This is a genomic window from Paenibacillus sp. NPDC056722 (genome assembly GCF_042790635.1).
GTDB lineage: Bacteria > Bacillota > Bacilli > Paenibacillales > Paenibacillaceae > Paenibacillus_AQ > Paenibacillus_AQ agri.
Genome location: NZ_JBHTYV010000008.1, coordinates 1 through 15,739 on the forward strand (window position 1 = coordinate 1; position 15,739 = coordinate 15,739).

At 50.2% G+C, this 15,739-nt stretch carries 14 protein-coding genes; 8 read left to right on the forward strand and 6 right to left on the reverse strand.

Annotated features, from left to right (window positions below; translation table 11 throughout):
- Nucleotides 1–2,363: X2-like carbohydrate binding domain-containing protein (locus ACFRAM_RS18990; RefSeq protein ID WP_379467190.1), on the reverse strand; the 2,363-nt coding region annotated here is incomplete at its 3' end.
- Between the two features lie 495 nt (nucleotides 2,364–2,858).
- On the opposite strand from ACFRAM_RS18990, the gene ACFRAM_RS18995 reads away from it, so the two are divergent.
- Nucleotides 2,859–3,338: a GNAT family N-acetyltransferase gene (locus ACFRAM_RS18995; RefSeq protein WP_379467397.1), complete on the forward strand. Its 480-nt coding sequence runs from the start codon at nucleotides 2,859–2,861 to the stop codon at nucleotides 3,336–3,338.
- 131 nt (nucleotides 3,339–3,469) lie between these two features.
- Here the strand turns inward: ACFRAM_RS18995 and ACFRAM_RS19000 are convergent, their stop codons facing one another.
- Together ACFRAM_RS19000 and ACFRAM_RS19005 are read right to left on the reverse strand one after the other, a co-directional pair.
- Entirely contained in the window at nucleotides 3,470–3,910 is a 441-nt protein-coding gene (locus tag ACFRAM_RS19000) for an acetyltransferase (protein WP_379467399.1), read from the reverse strand.
- 45 nt (nucleotides 3,911–3,955) lie between these two features.
- The gene (locus ACFRAM_RS19005; protein ID WP_379467191.1) at nucleotides 3,956–4,864 is read right to left on the reverse strand and encodes a L,D-transpeptidase family protein; all 909 of its coding nucleotides are present in this window, start codon (nucleotides 4,862–4,864) and stop codon (nucleotides 3,956–3,958) included.
- 278 nt (nucleotides 4,865–5,142) lie between these two features.
- Between ACFRAM_RS19005 and ACFRAM_RS19010 the strand changes: the two genes are divergently transcribed.
- A complete protein-coding gene (locus ACFRAM_RS19010) occupies nucleotides 5,143–5,646 on the forward strand; it encodes a hypothetical protein (RefSeq protein WP_379467192.1) in 504 nt (167 codons plus the stop codon).
- Nucleotides 5,647–5,772: 126 nt separating this feature from the next.
- Here ACFRAM_RS19010 and ACFRAM_RS19015 read toward each other — a convergent pair whose 3' ends face one another.
- Together ACFRAM_RS19015 and ACFRAM_RS19020 are read right to left on the reverse strand one after the other, a co-directional pair.
- Nucleotides 5,773–6,768: a diacylglycerol kinase catalytic domain-containing protein gene (locus ACFRAM_RS19015; RefSeq protein ID WP_379467193.1), complete on the reverse strand. Its 996-nt coding sequence runs from the start codon at nucleotides 6,766–6,768 to the stop codon at nucleotides 5,773–5,775.
- Nucleotides 6,765–7,820: an SPFH domain-containing protein gene (locus ACFRAM_RS19020; RefSeq protein WP_379467194.1), complete on the reverse strand. Its 1,056-nt coding sequence runs from the start codon at nucleotides 7,818–7,820 to the stop codon at nucleotides 6,765–6,767. Before ACFRAM_RS19020 ends, ACFRAM_RS19015 begins: the two co-directional genes overlap by 4 nt.
- Before the next feature lie 302 nt (nucleotides 7,821–8,122).
- On the opposite strand from ACFRAM_RS19020, the gene ACFRAM_RS19025 reads away from it, so the two are divergent.
- Both ACFRAM_RS19025 and ACFRAM_RS19030 read left to right on the forward strand, forming a co-directional pair.
- Entirely contained in the window at nucleotides 8,123–9,148 is a 1,026-nt protein-coding gene (locus ACFRAM_RS19025; RefSeq protein WP_379467195.1) for an ABC transporter substrate-binding protein, read from the forward strand.
- A gap of 123 nt (nucleotides 9,149–9,271) precedes the next feature.
- Entirely contained in the window at nucleotides 9,272–10,945 is a 1,674-nt protein-coding gene (locus tag ACFRAM_RS19030) for a helix-turn-helix domain-containing protein (RefSeq protein ID WP_379467196.1), read from the forward strand.
- A gap of 5 nt (nucleotides 10,946–10,950) precedes the next feature.
- On the opposite strand, the gene ACFRAM_RS19035 is transcribed toward ACFRAM_RS19030, so the two are convergent.
- Nucleotides 10,951–11,643: a copper homeostasis protein CutC gene (locus ACFRAM_RS19035; RefSeq protein WP_379467401.1), complete on the reverse strand. Its 693-nt coding sequence runs from the start codon at nucleotides 11,641–11,643 to the stop codon at nucleotides 10,951–10,953.
- 293 nt (nucleotides 11,644–11,936) lie between these two features.
- On the opposite strand from ACFRAM_RS19035, the gene ACFRAM_RS19040 reads away from it, so the two are divergent.
- The 4 genes from ACFRAM_RS19040 (at nucleotide 11,937) to ACFRAM_RS19055 (ending at nucleotide 15,713) form a co-directional block, all read left to right on the forward strand.
- Nucleotides 11,937–12,446 carry a GNAT family N-acetyltransferase gene (locus ACFRAM_RS19040; RefSeq protein WP_379467197.1) on the forward strand — a complete coding sequence of 170 codons (510 nt, stop codon included), beginning with the start codon at nucleotides 11,937–11,939 and terminating at the stop codon, nucleotides 12,444–12,446.
- Between the two features lie 175 nt (nucleotides 12,447–12,621).
- Nucleotides 12,622–13,467, forward strand: coding sequence for an STM4015 family protein (locus tag ACFRAM_RS19045; protein WP_175373978.1), 846 nt, complete (start codon nucleotides 12,622–12,624; stop codon nucleotides 13,465–13,467).
- Nucleotides 13,427–14,914, forward strand: coding sequence for an STM4014 family protein (locus tag ACFRAM_RS19050; RefSeq protein WP_379467198.1), 1,488 nt, complete (start codon nucleotides 13,427–13,429; stop codon nucleotides 14,912–14,914). Before ACFRAM_RS19045 ends, ACFRAM_RS19050 begins: the two co-directional genes overlap by 41 nt.
- A gap of 13 nt (nucleotides 14,915–14,927) precedes the next feature.
- A complete protein-coding gene (locus ACFRAM_RS19055) occupies nucleotides 14,928–15,713 on the forward strand; it encodes an STM4013/SEN3800 family hydrolase (protein ID WP_175373977.1) in 786 nt (261 codons plus the stop codon).
- The last annotated feature ends 26 nt before the right edge of the window (nucleotides 15,714–15,739 follow it).

Sequence of the window (15,739 nt, forward strand, 5' to 3'; positions counted from 1 at the left end):
GATAACGTGTTGCCTTTCAGCGTCAGCGTTACGCTCACATCTGCTTGTGCAGAAGCTTTCTTATCGAAGTTAGCGGTGTTTGTGCTTAGCTCACTATTCTTCGGCGTAGTATCGCTCACTGTGATTGCCAGTGTCTGTGGGTTGCCTGCGCTGAATTCAAAGGTTAGTGTTGTCGTACCAACCGTTTGCGTCGCTAAATACGATTTTTCAATTGTCACTGTGTTGCCTGTAACCGTATAATCTGTGCCGTCCACTAATGCTGCTGCACCATTCTTGATGCTGGTTAGCGTGTTGCCATTCAACGTTAGCGCAGTTGTTACATCCGCTTGTACTGCAACATTCTTGTCAAAGTTGGCGGTGTCCGGGCTGATGGTGGATGATACAGGTGAGGACGTGGTCAGCACCAATTGTGAATTGCCGGAGATGATCACTTGACCATTCACAGACATCAGAGAATACGCTTGTGCATCTGTTAAATCAACGTTGGCATTCTGCCAAGTCGTTCCCTGATCATTGGAATAATAGACTTCTGGTTTATAGGTACCGGAAACTGCACCAAGTGCATAGATATTATTCCCTTTTGCCCCCAATACCGGTGTCAAACCGAATAAGGAGTCATTCCCTATTACCGTTGGCGCAGACCAGGTGGCCAGATCCGTACTGGTACGGGAGAACATTTTATATGAGGGATCATAGCCTAGCAAAATATATTTGGTGCCGTCATAGAGAATATCACTGATAGCATCCGTCTGGTTCGGATAGCTACTAGAGCGATTGGTCCAGTCGGTGCCGTCCGGGGATGTCCAAATGCTCAATCCGTTCACATTAGCGGAGTTATCGTAGGAGTAACCCAGCGCAATAAATTGATTGTTGGTGAAAGTCACAGAGAACAACGCCTGAATAGCTTGATTTGGCACGACAGGATCACTCCATGTGACACCATCTGCTGATGTTTTAAGAGAAGGAGTCGTGTACCCCTTCGTACCTACCGCTACGAACTTGCCATTTCCAAAAGCGATATCTGAAAAAAGAGTAGAGTCCGTAACACCCGTCTGCACCGTCCAGGCGGAACCGTTCGCGGAAGTTGCAACTGTGGTTTTATCCTGGTTCCAGTCGCCTACAGCAACGTATTTACCATTACCGTAAGCAACGGCATTAAAACTGTTAGCTCTTGCCGACACACTTGCCGGGTTCCAGGAAGTCAGATCACTCGAGGTCCATATTGCCCCGTCGCTTCCTTGTTTACCCACTGCAATATACTTCGAGCCGTCATGAATGACTTCATTATAAGTTCCGCCCCACTTGTAGCTCCAATCGGAGCCGTTGGAAGAAACCATAAGCCCCTCATTGCCAAGACGGAAATACTTCCCGTTGAGGAAGGATGAACTTTGAGTCACGAAAAAATTGTTATAGGGCTGCATGGTCCATGAGTTACCGTCTGTAGACGTGTAAACCGCCCCATAACCATAAGGAGCTTGAAAGCCAAACAAATAATATTGGGTGCCATCGTAGAATCCATTGAACATCTGATTATTTACTTGTGAGGAGTTTTGTTTAAACGGAGCACCCGCTAGCGTAAATGCAGACAAATTTGTAGACGTCCACATATAACCCCAAGGGTCTGAAATGTAGTACTGGTCTTTCATCCAAACCAGCATATTGGTACCGATAGAGGGGTTGCCCTCTGGATTCACCGGACGTGCAGACGTCCATGTCGTACCATTGGTTGTAGAGTAAATGAATCCTGAAGTATCACCAACTGCAAGGCGGTTACCATTATTGCCTACGGTGATTTGTGTTAGCGCTGTCGTAGCATTCAAACCTGTTGGCACAACTGCGGTCCATGTGATCCCATCAGCGGACTTCAGCAGCTTGCCTTCCGTTAGCGCATAAAATGCAGAGACCCCATTATGATCCAGGTACTTCACATTCGTGATTGTTTTGGTCACACCTGAAGTCCGTTGTGTCCAGTTCGTACCATCTGTAGAGGTGAGTATCACACCCTCATTTCCGGTAACAACGAACTTTCCACTTCCATAAGCTGCTCCGTAAAAGACAAAAGAGCTGGGATTGCCCACGCCGGTGTAATTAACATCCGCCTGCGTTTTTACATTACTCCAGTTTTCTGCGTCCGTCGATTTGATAATTGCACCATAGTAGCCGACTGCAATATACAGATTATTGCCGTAAGCAATATTGGTCATCGCTGAACTGGGCAAATCTGATTTGCTCTTGGTAATAAAGGTGTCGGGTGCAGCACCTGCTGCGAATGAAGCGGAGGGATGAATGCTGTAAAGAATAAATATACTGAATAACAACAGGCCTATTTTCGCTAACCTTGATGCCGTGAAGCCTTCTCCCATAAGGTAACCCCCAATATTTTTTTCGAAAAAATATAATTAGTAAAGAAGCCGCATACTCCTTCCTCTCATGAATGAAAATCAAAACAAACTAGACTTTGTTAAATCAATCCTATATTTCGACAAAAAAACCGAAATTCCTTCACGAATTCGACCTATAAACAAAAATATTTATGATTATTTTCATAGCAATTTCCGATTAATCCGATTGAAAAGCAAATAACCCATAAAAAGACCACTTTTATTCAAAGGGATTCACCTTACGGGCTAGTGTTCAAATGAGCTTATCCGGTTCTATTCTTGACGCCTTTCAGTATGTATGGGTACCATAGGAATAATATAGTTTATATTTTGATTAACCTAACTAGATAACCGTGGCTGGAGCAAAAGAAGAATAATGCACCCTATTGGGTTCTTGCGACATCTTAACCAGCTTAGACATAGGAGAGTGAGATTTTGAGTAGCTTGCAACATTCATTTCAAGAGGTCTTTACCATTATGGAGGCTTCGTTCCCAATTTCGGAATTCAGAACACGTGAAGCACAGGAGGCTCTACTGAATCATCCACGTTACCGCCTCATTACAGACAAGAATGACACGGGTAGCGTTATAGCGTTTATGGGTGTGTGGGAGTTTCCCGAATTCCGCTTTGTGGAGCATATCGCCGTCGATCCGGCTGCTCGGGGCAAAGGTGCAGGGGACAAGCTCATGCGCGCCTACATCGCAGCATCGGAAATACCGGTACTGCTTGAGGTGGAACCACCGGCTGATGAATGGTCCCGCAGAAGAATCGGTTTTTATGAACGTTTGGGCTTCTGTCTAAATACGTATGACTATATGCAGCCACCGCTCAGAGAGGGTCAGGATGATTTGCCTTTGAAGATCATGAGTCATGGCCGTCCTATAAATGAAGATGAATTCAATCATTTCAAAGACACTGTATATAGACATGTATATAAGGTCTTGCCTATTGTGTAATATGTCTTACAGGAGCTAGAACGAGGCGTGATGAACAGCTCTCTGCTGTCAAAGAGACCAAAAAAGCCGGCAAGTCTTCGTGTAAACGAAGGCTCCCGGCTTCTTGCTTTATAGAACAGATAATCAGCAATCTACAGGCTCATATGGAGAATAGGGAATGGTTTACCGGAAGGATCCAGCTCCGAACGGCTCTGCTGCACAAAACCGAACTTAGTGTAAAAAGCACAGGCACCTGGATTTTGCTCATTGACATCTACCTGTAGCTTGTCACCCTTCAGGCTGATTGCCTTATTTAACAATCCCTTGCCAATTCCCTGACCATGCACCTTAGGGTCCACGAACAGCATCTCTACCTTCGGTCCATCCAGGCCGATAAAACCCGTCGGTTTCCCAGCCTCGTCTACTGCCATCCACACTTCCACGCTGGTCAGCGCTTCATCACGCACCATTCCATGGAAGAACTGAATGTCCTCCTCCGTCAAAAAATGATGTGTAGCCCGCACAGCCTGCAGCCAAATCTCCACTAGTTGTTCATGCGCTTGTGCTTCATAAGGAATAATCTTCATCGTAATCCGATCCTGCTTTCATAATATTAATAATAGAAAATAAGTTCGTTATTATTTCAAAAGCGTTACCGACTGCTGCTGTGGATTCCATTTCACATTGATCCCGAACAATGCGGGCACGCTGCTGAGTGGAATCAACAGACGGTCATTCACATTCCGGGAGGGCAGCATAGTAACACTCGTACCATTAACTACAGCCTTATCAGACAATGGCTTATGCGTCACCGAACGGTTCCCGATTGCTATGGTCAGCTCACCTGTTCCGGCGTTACGGTTCATCGTTCCTCCGCTCAGAGTGACCAATTCCTTTAACGGAACGTAGACCCGGGATTGTTCAACGACAAACGGTTCTTGCAATTTCGTGGAAACCCCGCCTACGATGAACGTTCCGGGAACAATGGTCTTCCCTACAGCGTATCCATGATTGACCGCAATGCTCTCCATATCGGCAGAAGTCGAAATAATAACAACTGTAGTATTCTTGGAGATCCGAGGATACAACCAGCGAATATCTTCATTATGCATGCGGATGCATCCGGCACTTACATATTTTCCGATAGATGATTCGTTATTATTGCCATGTATCGCATAAGTAGTGCCTTTCGTCCCGTTTACTTCCAGCCCCAGCCAGCGGTCGCCCAGCGGATTAGAAGGATCTCCTCCAGGAATCTTATCTTTATAATAGGGTCTGTTCTGGATTTTGACAACAATCTTGAAGCTGCCTTCCGGGGTTAAAGCTTTGGTCTTACCTGTAGCTACCGGGAAAGTCTTCTCCAGCTTCCCACCGCTGAAATACGCCAGCTTGTTGGTTTTCTTGTTCACAATCAGCAGGTCCGTGCTGGCGGATGCTTCCGCCACGCCCCCTATGCAGGCTGTGAACAGCAGCCCGAGCACAAGCATAAGCCCAAGGGTCCGCTTCAGGGAAAGCCGCAAAGGGCCTTCCGTCAAACAAAAATTCATGTATGCACCTCCGACAAGTCGTTGAGTGTTTCCAGATGAAACACTTTTATTTACATACGAAAACCAGCCGTAATTGTTGCACCACGACCTGTACCTATTTCGTTACCCTTGTCCACGTTGGATCTACCGTTTCTTTCCCGAAACAAATGCGATAACATAACCGTCCACCAATCCGGCACCACAGGGCTAGTAAATAATGGGGCTACAGAATAATCCAAATTGCTGCAAGTCATAATAAAAGCGCATTATAAACCGAACCCGCCAAGGAGGCTACCCAATTGAATTCAAATCTTTCCAGCCAAATCAACCAATGTGAGCAAATTATTCAGCAACTCGTGAACCAAACGCAACAAGCAAGCCAAAACTACCAACAGCTGCTGCAACAGGAGCAGCAAAATGCAGTAAGACTTGAAGAAATTGCCCAGCGTGAACATAAAGCTGCCCAAATGATTCAAAGTGCCCTGCAAGGTCATCAAACGGCCATCCAGCAAATGCAGCAGATCTCTCAGATCTGTAGACAGCTTGAGAGCAGTGCACAGACCAGCAGCTACAACACTTCAATGCCAAGCTACACTCCATCCTTCACCCCGTCTTATAACCCGTCGTTTAACCAGCAGCAACCTATGCATACATCACAGCATTCTCCAATGCAATCAAGCAGTAGCATGGGTAACAATTCAGGGTTTTCGAATCATTCCGGATATAACACAGGTTACAGTTCCGGTATGAACCATTCCATGCCGAACAATTCCATGCCAAACAACAACAGAAGCTATCAATAAGCAGCATACCATGGTAAAAAAGAGGCGAACGGGTCACCGTCCGCCTTTTTCTAATGCTGATCATCTGGTCAGCCGATCTGCCGACCTGCTAACCCACCGACCTGCCGGCCTTCATAAGGCCTTTTACTATATAACCAATCGGCCTCTCTTCTCGGCCAGACTAATCGTTGCCTCCACTCCGGAGTTGAACTCCAGAAAGTCACTCTCCACACCGTCACTGAAGATTACCCCGTTCTCCGGCATCTGCGAAGTGATGCGCAGCGGACTCTCCTCACCAATCTGTCCAAAAACCAATTCGGCAGAGGTGGCTCTGCTGGGAAATGGCTCTCTTACCGTGAAATACAGCTTGGAATGATCCCAGGGCAGCCTGACTTCCGGCGGATCCTGAGTTCCTGTAGCAGCATTACCTCTGCTGCTATCCGTATCTTCCAACATAGACATCACCTTCATTTCTGCCGCCCTCTTCGATATACCAGCAGCCCCAGCCAGCACGCTTTTGAGCCAGCCAGTCGAGCCAAGCCCAGTCGATACGATAACCCCGCTGGAGGATTGCTGCTCTGTCTGCCCGCTAACCTGCAACTGGTAACGGGCGGACACATGTGTATTTCGGCCAATGAACAGATCGTTGACGCCGTAGAGACTTTGCCCATCGTTAAGCTGAGCCTTGGCTAGTGTTACTTCTGTCAGCTGACGTCTGCCGCGAAGTACATCTGGAATGATCAGTTTCAGATCCTTGACCGTAAAGGGCAATAGCACTCCGTCCCAACGGCCTGGGTCGGGGTTGACCCCAACCAGCGGCTGGCCGTTCAGATATTTGAGGATATTAGCGACAAGTCCATCCTGCCCGACAGCCACCACTGTATCCTCTTCTCCAAAGATAAAGTTCGGGACATGCTGGCGGTCCAGCACCTGCACCCGCCCCAATGCGCCAAGCTCAATTACGGCTTGTTCCACGGCTGCCCTATAATGAAAGTCCTCAGACACATAGTCACTGAAGTCTGCCCCAAGCCGCTCGATATAGAATTGGGCTTGCTGGATCGTATTATAGCGGACGACCAGCTCCTCCAGCCGGGTCTTGCGTTTCACCAAAACAATCTTGTTCTCCGATCTTGCTCCACTCATCGGCCGCCCGCCCCTCTGCCCGCTGGCGCTGCGATGCCGTCAGGCTTCGCAATCAGTCCTTGCAGCAGATCAGGCGTGATATTAAGCTGCCCGATCTTTCCGGCGTTGCCGGCCAGATCCTGAAACGCGATGGCGATCAGCTTCTCCGGATTCATGCCCACCTGGGTCAAAGCCTGTAGCACATTCGGTGCCACATTTTGCAGCGAGTTCATAATGGCCGACAGCTCATAGGCACGGGCATCTGCTTCTGCTTTTTTATTGGCAATAGCCAGTTCAATTAGCTCCTGCTTCTTCTCTTCCAGTGCCGTATCGAAGCTGAGCTGTTCTTCCTTCATCTGATTCTGCTTCTGCTTCACCGCGCGCTCGGCGTCCAGCTGCGTCTCGCGGATCTGTTTTTTCTTCGTCTCTACAGCGATCTCGGTGCTCAGCTCATTCTCCTTAACCCGTCTCTCTTGTTCAATCGAAGCATTGCGCCGCTCGTACAGCGCATTGTCGGCATCGCGCAGAATTTCTTCTCTGGCCTGCGCTTCCAGCGCCCGCAATGTCTCCTTATTCGGCACGATGGCCAGAATCGATAAGCCCATTAGTTCAATACCCAGCTTCTCAATCTCTTCATTCCTGGCGATTTCCTGTGTGATGCTCCGGGCCAGGCGTTCACTGGATTGAATGGCATCCCTGAGCGGAAGCTGCTCCATTTGCTTCTTCGTCAGTACTTTGGCGATATTAATGACCCGCTGGGCCAGCTTGCCGGGATCATCGGAGAGGTACGTATTTTTTTTCAGATTATAGGTATAATTCAAAATTTGCGTTGTTTTACGGTAATCGACGATCCGATAAGTCAGCTGCCCCTGTACAGTCACAGTCTGATAGTCATGGGTAATTTCCTCGAATATAAACGGAACATCTATCGACGATACCGGAACAACAACCACCGAGGTCGTAGGCGCATAATAATGAAAAGAAAGACCGATACCTTCACGGACGACTTTGCCGTTCTTCACCTTCAGTACATATTCACTAGGCTGGAATTTCACAAATCTGAATCCGAACATGGACAAAACCTCCTGTTGTTAACTCTTTCGTTATTAACATTTTGTTATTAACAATATAATACCATGACATTTTGTTATTATCAATATGTTATTAACAGTTTTTTGAGTTGTTCATGTTCACTGTTTGTATTGTTCATTTTCTTTGTTTAAGCGACTCATTCCTACTGTTTTTGCACAAAACCAATTGTTCGCTTTAGGTTTGTCCATTGAGTCATGAAGCACATTCCTTTATGATAATTTTTATCGAGAATGATTATCATTATTGGTGATGGTCTTATATCTATATGGGGGGACAAACTATAATGAAGCAAGTTAGACAATCCATAGCCGTAGTATGCATGATCGTACTGATGGGCACGCTGCTGCTCGCCTGCAGCAGTAAGAACGAGCCACAGGTCAGCAATAACAAAGGGAACAATGCCAGCACTAGTAACACCACTGCAGAGGCATCTTCGTCACCAGAAGCTACAAGCGATACGGCTACAAAGACTGGGGGTACCCATTCGTATACAGATTACAGAGGACATACTGTAGAAATTCCAGATAACCCGCAGAAAATTGTCTTCTTCGGGGAGACTTACGGCGACCTGCTGACTCTGGGTGTACAAGCCATTGGCGCGGCCAAAGTATTGTATGAGAACCAAATTTATGAGGATAAGGTTCAAGGCGTAGAGGATGTTGGCTTACCCATCAGCCTGGAGAAGACACTTGATCTGCAACCCGACTTGATCATTTACTCCGTTACGGATGAAGCAGATTTTGAAGCGTTGTCCAAAATCGCCCCTACCGTCATCTTCGATACCTTTGCACCGCTGAAGGAACGGATGCTGGAGCTTGGAACAATCCTTGGTAAAACAAAAGAAGCCGAATCCTGGCTGGCCCAGTACAAGGTTAAGGAAGCAGCGATGTGGGAACAGCTTAAAGCTTCCGGCATGAAGCCAGGTGAGACCGCATCGGTCTTCACGTATTACCCTGGCGACCGCCTGTTTGTTATGGCCACTACAGGACTTTCACAGGTGTTGTATGAGGAGAATGGCTTTAAGCCAACTCCATTAATCCAGAAGGTACTGGATGATAAGAAAGGCTTCGAGGAAATATCCATGGAGCTGCTTAAGGAATACGCTGGTGATCGTATCTTCATCCTGAATCCGGTAGCGGACGAAGCCAAAAAATCCACAGAACAGCTGATTAGCAGCCAGCTGTGGAAGAACCTCCCTGCCGTCAAAAACGGATATGTATACTTCCAGGATATCGAGCAAACATCTGCTGACGCCTCCACCAGAGATTGGCTCCTGCAGCAGATTCCGAACCTGATTTCCGAAAAGTAAAACGGAGTTACCGCTGCAGTAAACGATTCGAAGCCGATCAACATCTGTTGATCGGCTTCTTTGTTTTATATACAATAGATATAATTGATAATGATTATCACTGAACTAAGGAGGACACTACCTATGCTTCACCCCACACCCCCTACCGCGCCGCTACATTCCTTACTGTTTCAACTGTCGGATGTTGAACTAAGAATGCAAACTGCCGGTACATCCTCCCAGCCAGCACCCGCTAAGCAGTATACTCTGCTCGTCTTTACCAGCGGTACAGGAGAGCTGCAAGCAGGCGACGAGACTGTGATGCTAAGAACAGAAGCATGCGTCCTACTCTCCCCCGGGGAGTCTCTCCAAATCTGCGACAACGAGTCAACGCTCTATTACTATGAGGTTAGTTTTACATCCATTTATACCAGTGAAAACAATTCACCTGTAGCGTATTCCCGCCGGTTGCTGACAGGCCGACGGGAACTGGTCGCCTATCCGTTCTCCAAGCTGATCCGGCTTGTGGAAGAATTATACTCAGAACGTACGTATACCGATGAGATCAGTCGTATGAAGCAGAATCTTAAACTTCAGGAGCTACTGCTGTTCTTGTTCGAGTACAATTTCCGTTCTGAAGACATTGAAAGTCCTACCCAATCTGTTGAACGTACGATACGTTACTTGCAGGATCACTATATGGAGAACATTACAGTGAAGCAGCTGTCCGAGATTGCCGGCATGTCCATCTGGCAGTACACCCCAATCTTCCAGAACCTTACCGGGAGCAAGCCGTTAGAGTATTTGACTGATCTGCGCATTCAACACTCCAAGCAGTTGCTACTCCACTCGGGTGAACCGCTACGGGAAATTGCCCGCCAGGTCGGTTATGCTGATGAGTATTACTTCAATCGCCGCTTCCGGCAGAGAACAGGGATCGCCCCGGGTCAGTACGCCCATTCCCATCGCCCAACACGCCGGGTAACCGACTGGACTGGTCATGAAGTAGAAATTCCGGAGAAGCCGAAACGTATCATCTATCACGGCGAGACGATCGGCGATCTGCTGGCGCTGGGGATCAAGCCTATCGGTGGAGAAGATGCCTTCTCCTGGAATCGGGTCTACAAGCACCGACTGAAAAAGCTGGTCAATGTCGGCTTCCCTATGGATGCCGAAGCAGCCGACTCCCTGAGTCCCGATCTGATCATTCTGGCCAATTCCAATGATCAAGAGTACAGCCGAATCTCCACCATCGCGCCGACGCTGGCCTTCAATTCATTTGCTTCGCTGCAGGATCGACTCCGTCTGCTGGGAAGCTGGCTAGGCAAAGAAGGTGAGGCCGCAGCCTGGCTGGACAGCTTCAACACAAAAAACGCTGCCTTGTGGCAGCGCCTGTATGTTGAAGAGCTGGTGAAACCGGGTGAAACGGCCTCTGTTCTAATTCATGACCATGGAAACCGCCTGTTTGTCATGGGTTGCTCCGGTTTGGCCCCGGCGCTCTATGCGCCGGGCGGCTTTATGCCTGTGGACAGGATCAAAGTGGAAATTCTGGACCAGGATCTCGGCTTCGGCGAGATTGAAGCCGGTGACATGGCTGCCTACACAGGCGACCGCATCTTCATGCTCATCCCCGAACGGGAGGATTCCCGTTTGGCCATGGAAGAGCTATTGCGAAGTCCCGAGTGGGCCAGCCTGCCGGCTGTGCAAAACGGCCTCGTCTATTTGCTGGACGGGGCTAAATGGAACGCCTCCGATGCCCTGACCAGGGAGAAGCTGCTGACATGGCTGCCCAAGCTGTTGCAAGATCCTGCTCGGTAAATCGACTACTTCAATGACCCCAGAATCCTGCGAATCTCGGTGACCCGCGCCGCGTCCACCGGGCGCAGCGGATCACCGTTCTTCCGAGCGGCGGAGCCAAAATGCAAACGGCGCACGCCTGTGTCGCGCACAAAATCACTTAGGCCACTAGCGGTCAAACCGCTGCCGGCCAGAATACGAAGCGGCTTCCCCACAGTCAGCCGCTCCAGTACGGCCAACCGTTCCGCCCCTTCCGGGGCTGTCCGGCGGCCACCGGACGTTAGGATATCCGTAATCTGTGGATATCCAAGCAACACCTCCAGAGCCTCCAACTGGTCGGTCACTTCATCAAACGCCCGGTGGAAGGTAACCGGCACACCAGGAGCCTCCTCCAAAAGCGAAGCCAGCGCCCGCTCATCAATGGTACCATCAGGGTGCAACACCCCCAACACCATGGACAACCCGCCTACCGACGCAATGTGACGGATATCTCTGCGCATAACTCTAAGCTCGGATTCATCATATACAAAAGAGCGAGCATGCGGACGAATCATTACCCGGACCGGGATGTTTACGGCCGCTCGCACCTGCTCAATCAGGCCAAGGCTTGGCGTTAAACCGCCTTCAGCGATGCCTGCAATCAGTTCTATGCGGTCAGCACCAAAACGCTCGGCTGTCACAGCATCCCCTAAGGTTGTCGCAATCACTTCCAATAGCATAGTCACTCTTCCCCCTATCCATGTCTTCCTTATGAATACTGCTAATATGGCTTTATCCAATCTCTCTATAAGTTACAATAATCTACATTCATTGTACTGCGTTCCAAGGAACTTTTACAATTTTACATCAATTCAGGACTTTATTAGGTAAATAATTACCTCGTAAACTTTTATATATTACATACATGTAACATAATCACCCTACTGTCGAATTATATTGTAAATATAGTTCACATCAGTATAATGACAATTAGTATATTTCATCATCGTCATATTGAAAGGATGGGTCGCACATGACTACCGAACCTATAATCACACTAGTGGAATCATTGACTCCAGAAATTGAACTTGGGTTAAGTGAAATGCTGATCTCCGTTGTGAATGATGGAGCCTCCATCGGCTTCCTCCCGCCATTAGACAAAGCCGAAGCCTTGGATTATTGGCGGAGTGTCCTGGGTCCCGGTGTCTTGCTCTGGATTGCGCGGGAAGGAGATACCGTTACAGGTACGATCCAGTTGCAGCTGGCTAGAAAGGCCAATGCGCTCCACCGTGCGGAGATCGCCAAACTAATGGTTCATCCGGATCATCGCAGAAAAGGCATTGCCGGGCGGCTCATGGATACCGCCGAGGCTACAGCTGCTGCAGAAGACCGTGAGCTGTTGACACTGGATACCCGTGAGGGTGATCCCTCCAACCTGCTCTACCAGTCGCGCGGTTTTATTGAGGCGGGCAGAATCCCGTATTTTGCCCGCTCCGGGAATGGAGAACTCCACACCACAGTGTTGTACTACAAAAAGCAATAACGAAGCACGATTTTATGAATAAACGGCAAGCCCCGGGAGTTGGGGCTTGCCGTTTATTCATGAGGATAAAACTGATGATCTGCAAGCAGCGTTGCTGGGTCTTTGGTCATTTGACTCCCCTTTCGCCAAATGATAGGGTAGTTTCGAAGTAAAACTTTTTCCGGGAGGGAACATCATGACTGAAGTGAAGCTTACGATTGGCTACGACGAATTCGAAGAGGGTAAGCGGATTGGTGAAGAGATTGAAAAGCTCAGCCAGAGCGCTGAAAGTGCAGCACTGAGCAGCCTGATTATTGGCGATTGGGGACAGACCTATGAGAACAGCTCGGAAGAGGTGGTAGAGGCCCTTGTCCAGCACAGTGCAAGCTTCCCACTGCTTCGTAAGCTGTTCATCGGCGAGATGGACTCTGAGGAATGCGAGATTTCGTGGATTACCCAAAGTGATCTGTCGCCGCTGCTCACTGCCTTTCCGGAGCTGCAATCCTTCACCATTCAAGGCTCGAATAATCTGAGCCTGAGCCATCTGAAGCATGACAAGCTGGAGGAACTGAGAATCATCTGTGGCGGCCTGGGCAAGGATGTTCTTGCGCAAATTGCCGGCAGCAGTCTGCCGAATCTACGCAAGCTAGAGCTGTACCTCGGTGTAGATGAATACGGATTTGACGGCAGTCTGGAAGATATTCTCCCACTGATTGAACCCGGCAAGTTCCCCAAGCTCAACTATCTAGGATTGAAAAATAGCGAGATGCAGGACGAGATCGCAGCAGCGATCGCAGATGCTCCAATTCTGGATCAGCTCGACACACTCGACCTGTCCCTTGGCACTTTAAGCGATACCGGTGCTGAAGCACTGCTCGCCAGTGATCGAATCAAGAAATTAAAAGCGCTGAATCTCAGCTATCATTATATGTCTAATGAAATGGTAGCCCGCTGGCAGCAGAGCGGACTGCCTGTCGATGTCAGCGACCAGCAGCAAAGCGATGATGACGAGGACTGGCGTTATCCGTCCATCACGGAGTAACGCAGAGATGCAGCCGCTGATCGTCATCGGCCATCCTGGCGACCGGCGGACCGAGGGCATCCGGCAGGCCAGGGAGAGGCTTGGCCTCCCGCCCGCCATCATCCTGCCCTACGCCGGACTGCTCCAGGGCCGGCATATAGCTGAGCTGCTGGCAGAGCAGCAGCCAGCAATAGCCGACGCTGCCGGAAGGAGCAGCGTTTCCCCGCTGCTGCGCCTGGATTCGCCAGGCGGCAGCTTCGAGAGTGAGCGCGCCCTGATTGCCCTGGGCGCGCCGGACGCCCCGGATGCCAGCGATGCGCTGTATCCGGGCTTGGAGCGGCAGCAGCAGAGCTCGCTGCTGCCGGGCACTGGGCAGCGCGGACACGATTCGCTGCCTCCGAACATGGAGCAGCGACAGCTCGATTCGCTGCCGCCAAACACCGAGCAGCGACGACTCGGTTCGCTGCCGCCAAACACCGAGCAGCGACAACTCGATTCGCTGCCACAGAGCGCTGAGCGGCGACAGCTCGGCCCGCTGCCGCTCAGCGTCAAGGCGGCGCTCCGGCTGCAGGACTTGCCGGGCGTGCTGCACCATCCTTCCCAGTGGTTCCGCGGCTACAGCCGACTGCTGGGAAGGTTGAAGCGCGAGGCGGCGGAGGCCTGGCCCGGCGCGGAATGGCTTAATGATCCGGCGGAGATTATCGCCATGACCGACAAGCGGGAGACACAGCGAACTCTCGCAGCAGCGGGAGTTCCCGTGCCGCGCCCGCTCGGTGGCACTCAGCCCCCTGTGGACTATGCTTCGCTCCGTGAGAAAATGGCCGCGGAACGAATGCACCGTGTGTTCATCAAGCTGGCCTGCGGCTCTGCCGCTTCCGGCGTGATCGCTTATCAGGTGAACCCTTCCGCTGGGGCGGAACTGGCGATAACAACCGTCGGGGTAGAATCCTTCATTACCCGGCCTCCAGTCTATTATAATTCCGGCAAGCTGCGCCGCTATACCGACAGGAAAACCATCGAAGCTATTATCAACTGGCTCTATCGGCACGGGGCCTATGCCGAGCAGTGGGTGCCCAAGGCTAGTCAAGGCGGACGATCCTTCGATATCCGTCAGCTTGTCGTCTTCGGAGAGGCCTGCCATGCTGTGGCCCGCTGCAGCACGACGCCGATCACAAATCTGCATCTGCGCAGCCAGCGGATGACACCCACCGAAGCCGGGCTATCCGAAGAGATGCTGGAACAAGTGCAGGAGACTGCCAGGCAGGCACTTGCTGCTTTTCCAGGCTCCGCAATCGCGGGGATGGATGTACTGGTATCTGGCAACCCGCAGCGCACATATATTGCCGATGTTAATCCATTCGGCGATCTGCTGTATGATGTGGAGTACCACGGCTACGGTACCTATGAATGGGAGATGAAGATGCTGGCTGACAGAGCCCAGCCTTCCCTCCCTCAACATCGTTTATAAAGGACGGATCATCATGACAGATATGAACACTATTGTTGGCACCCATGACATCCTAATGATTACACTCGATACTCTACGTTATGATGCTGCCGTTCTGGAGGAAGAGAATTGTCCCAACCTGTGCGGAACCGGATCATGGGAGAAACGACATACGCCGGGAAGCTTCACTTATGCGGCTCATCACGCATTTTTCGGCGGCTTCCTGCCAACGCCTGCAACAACAGACAAGTCGGAACATATTCGCATGTTCCATTCCAAGAACACCGGGATGAAGACCCATCCCCATACCTGGCTGTTCGATACACCGGACATCGTCTCCGGACTGGCGGCTGAAGGCTACCGGACGGTTTGTATCGGGGGCGTTATTTTTTTCACCAAGAAGAATCCGCTCGCCCGGGTACTGCCCGGTTATTTTCAACAAAGCTACTGGCGTATGAACTTCGGTGTGACGAACCCCCGTTCTACAGAGCATCAGGTGAATCATGCCCTTAAAATTCTGGATACTGTGGATCGGTCACAGCGGTTATTCATGTTCCTGAACGTATCCGCGATCCATGGACCGAACCATTATTTCCTGCCAGGAGCCAAAAAAGACTCCGTCGACAGCCAGCGCGCTGCGCTCCGCTACGTCGATGGAGAACTCGGCCGTCTATTCCAGGCCTTCCGTGAGCGCGGCAATCCGACATTCTGTCTGGCCTTCTCCGACCATGGCACAGCCTATGGCGAAGATGGCTATCAAGGTCACCGGCTCGCGCATGAGACGGTATGGAATGTTCCATACCGCGAATTTATTTTGTGATACCAAATGGATTCCGAAAGGATGGA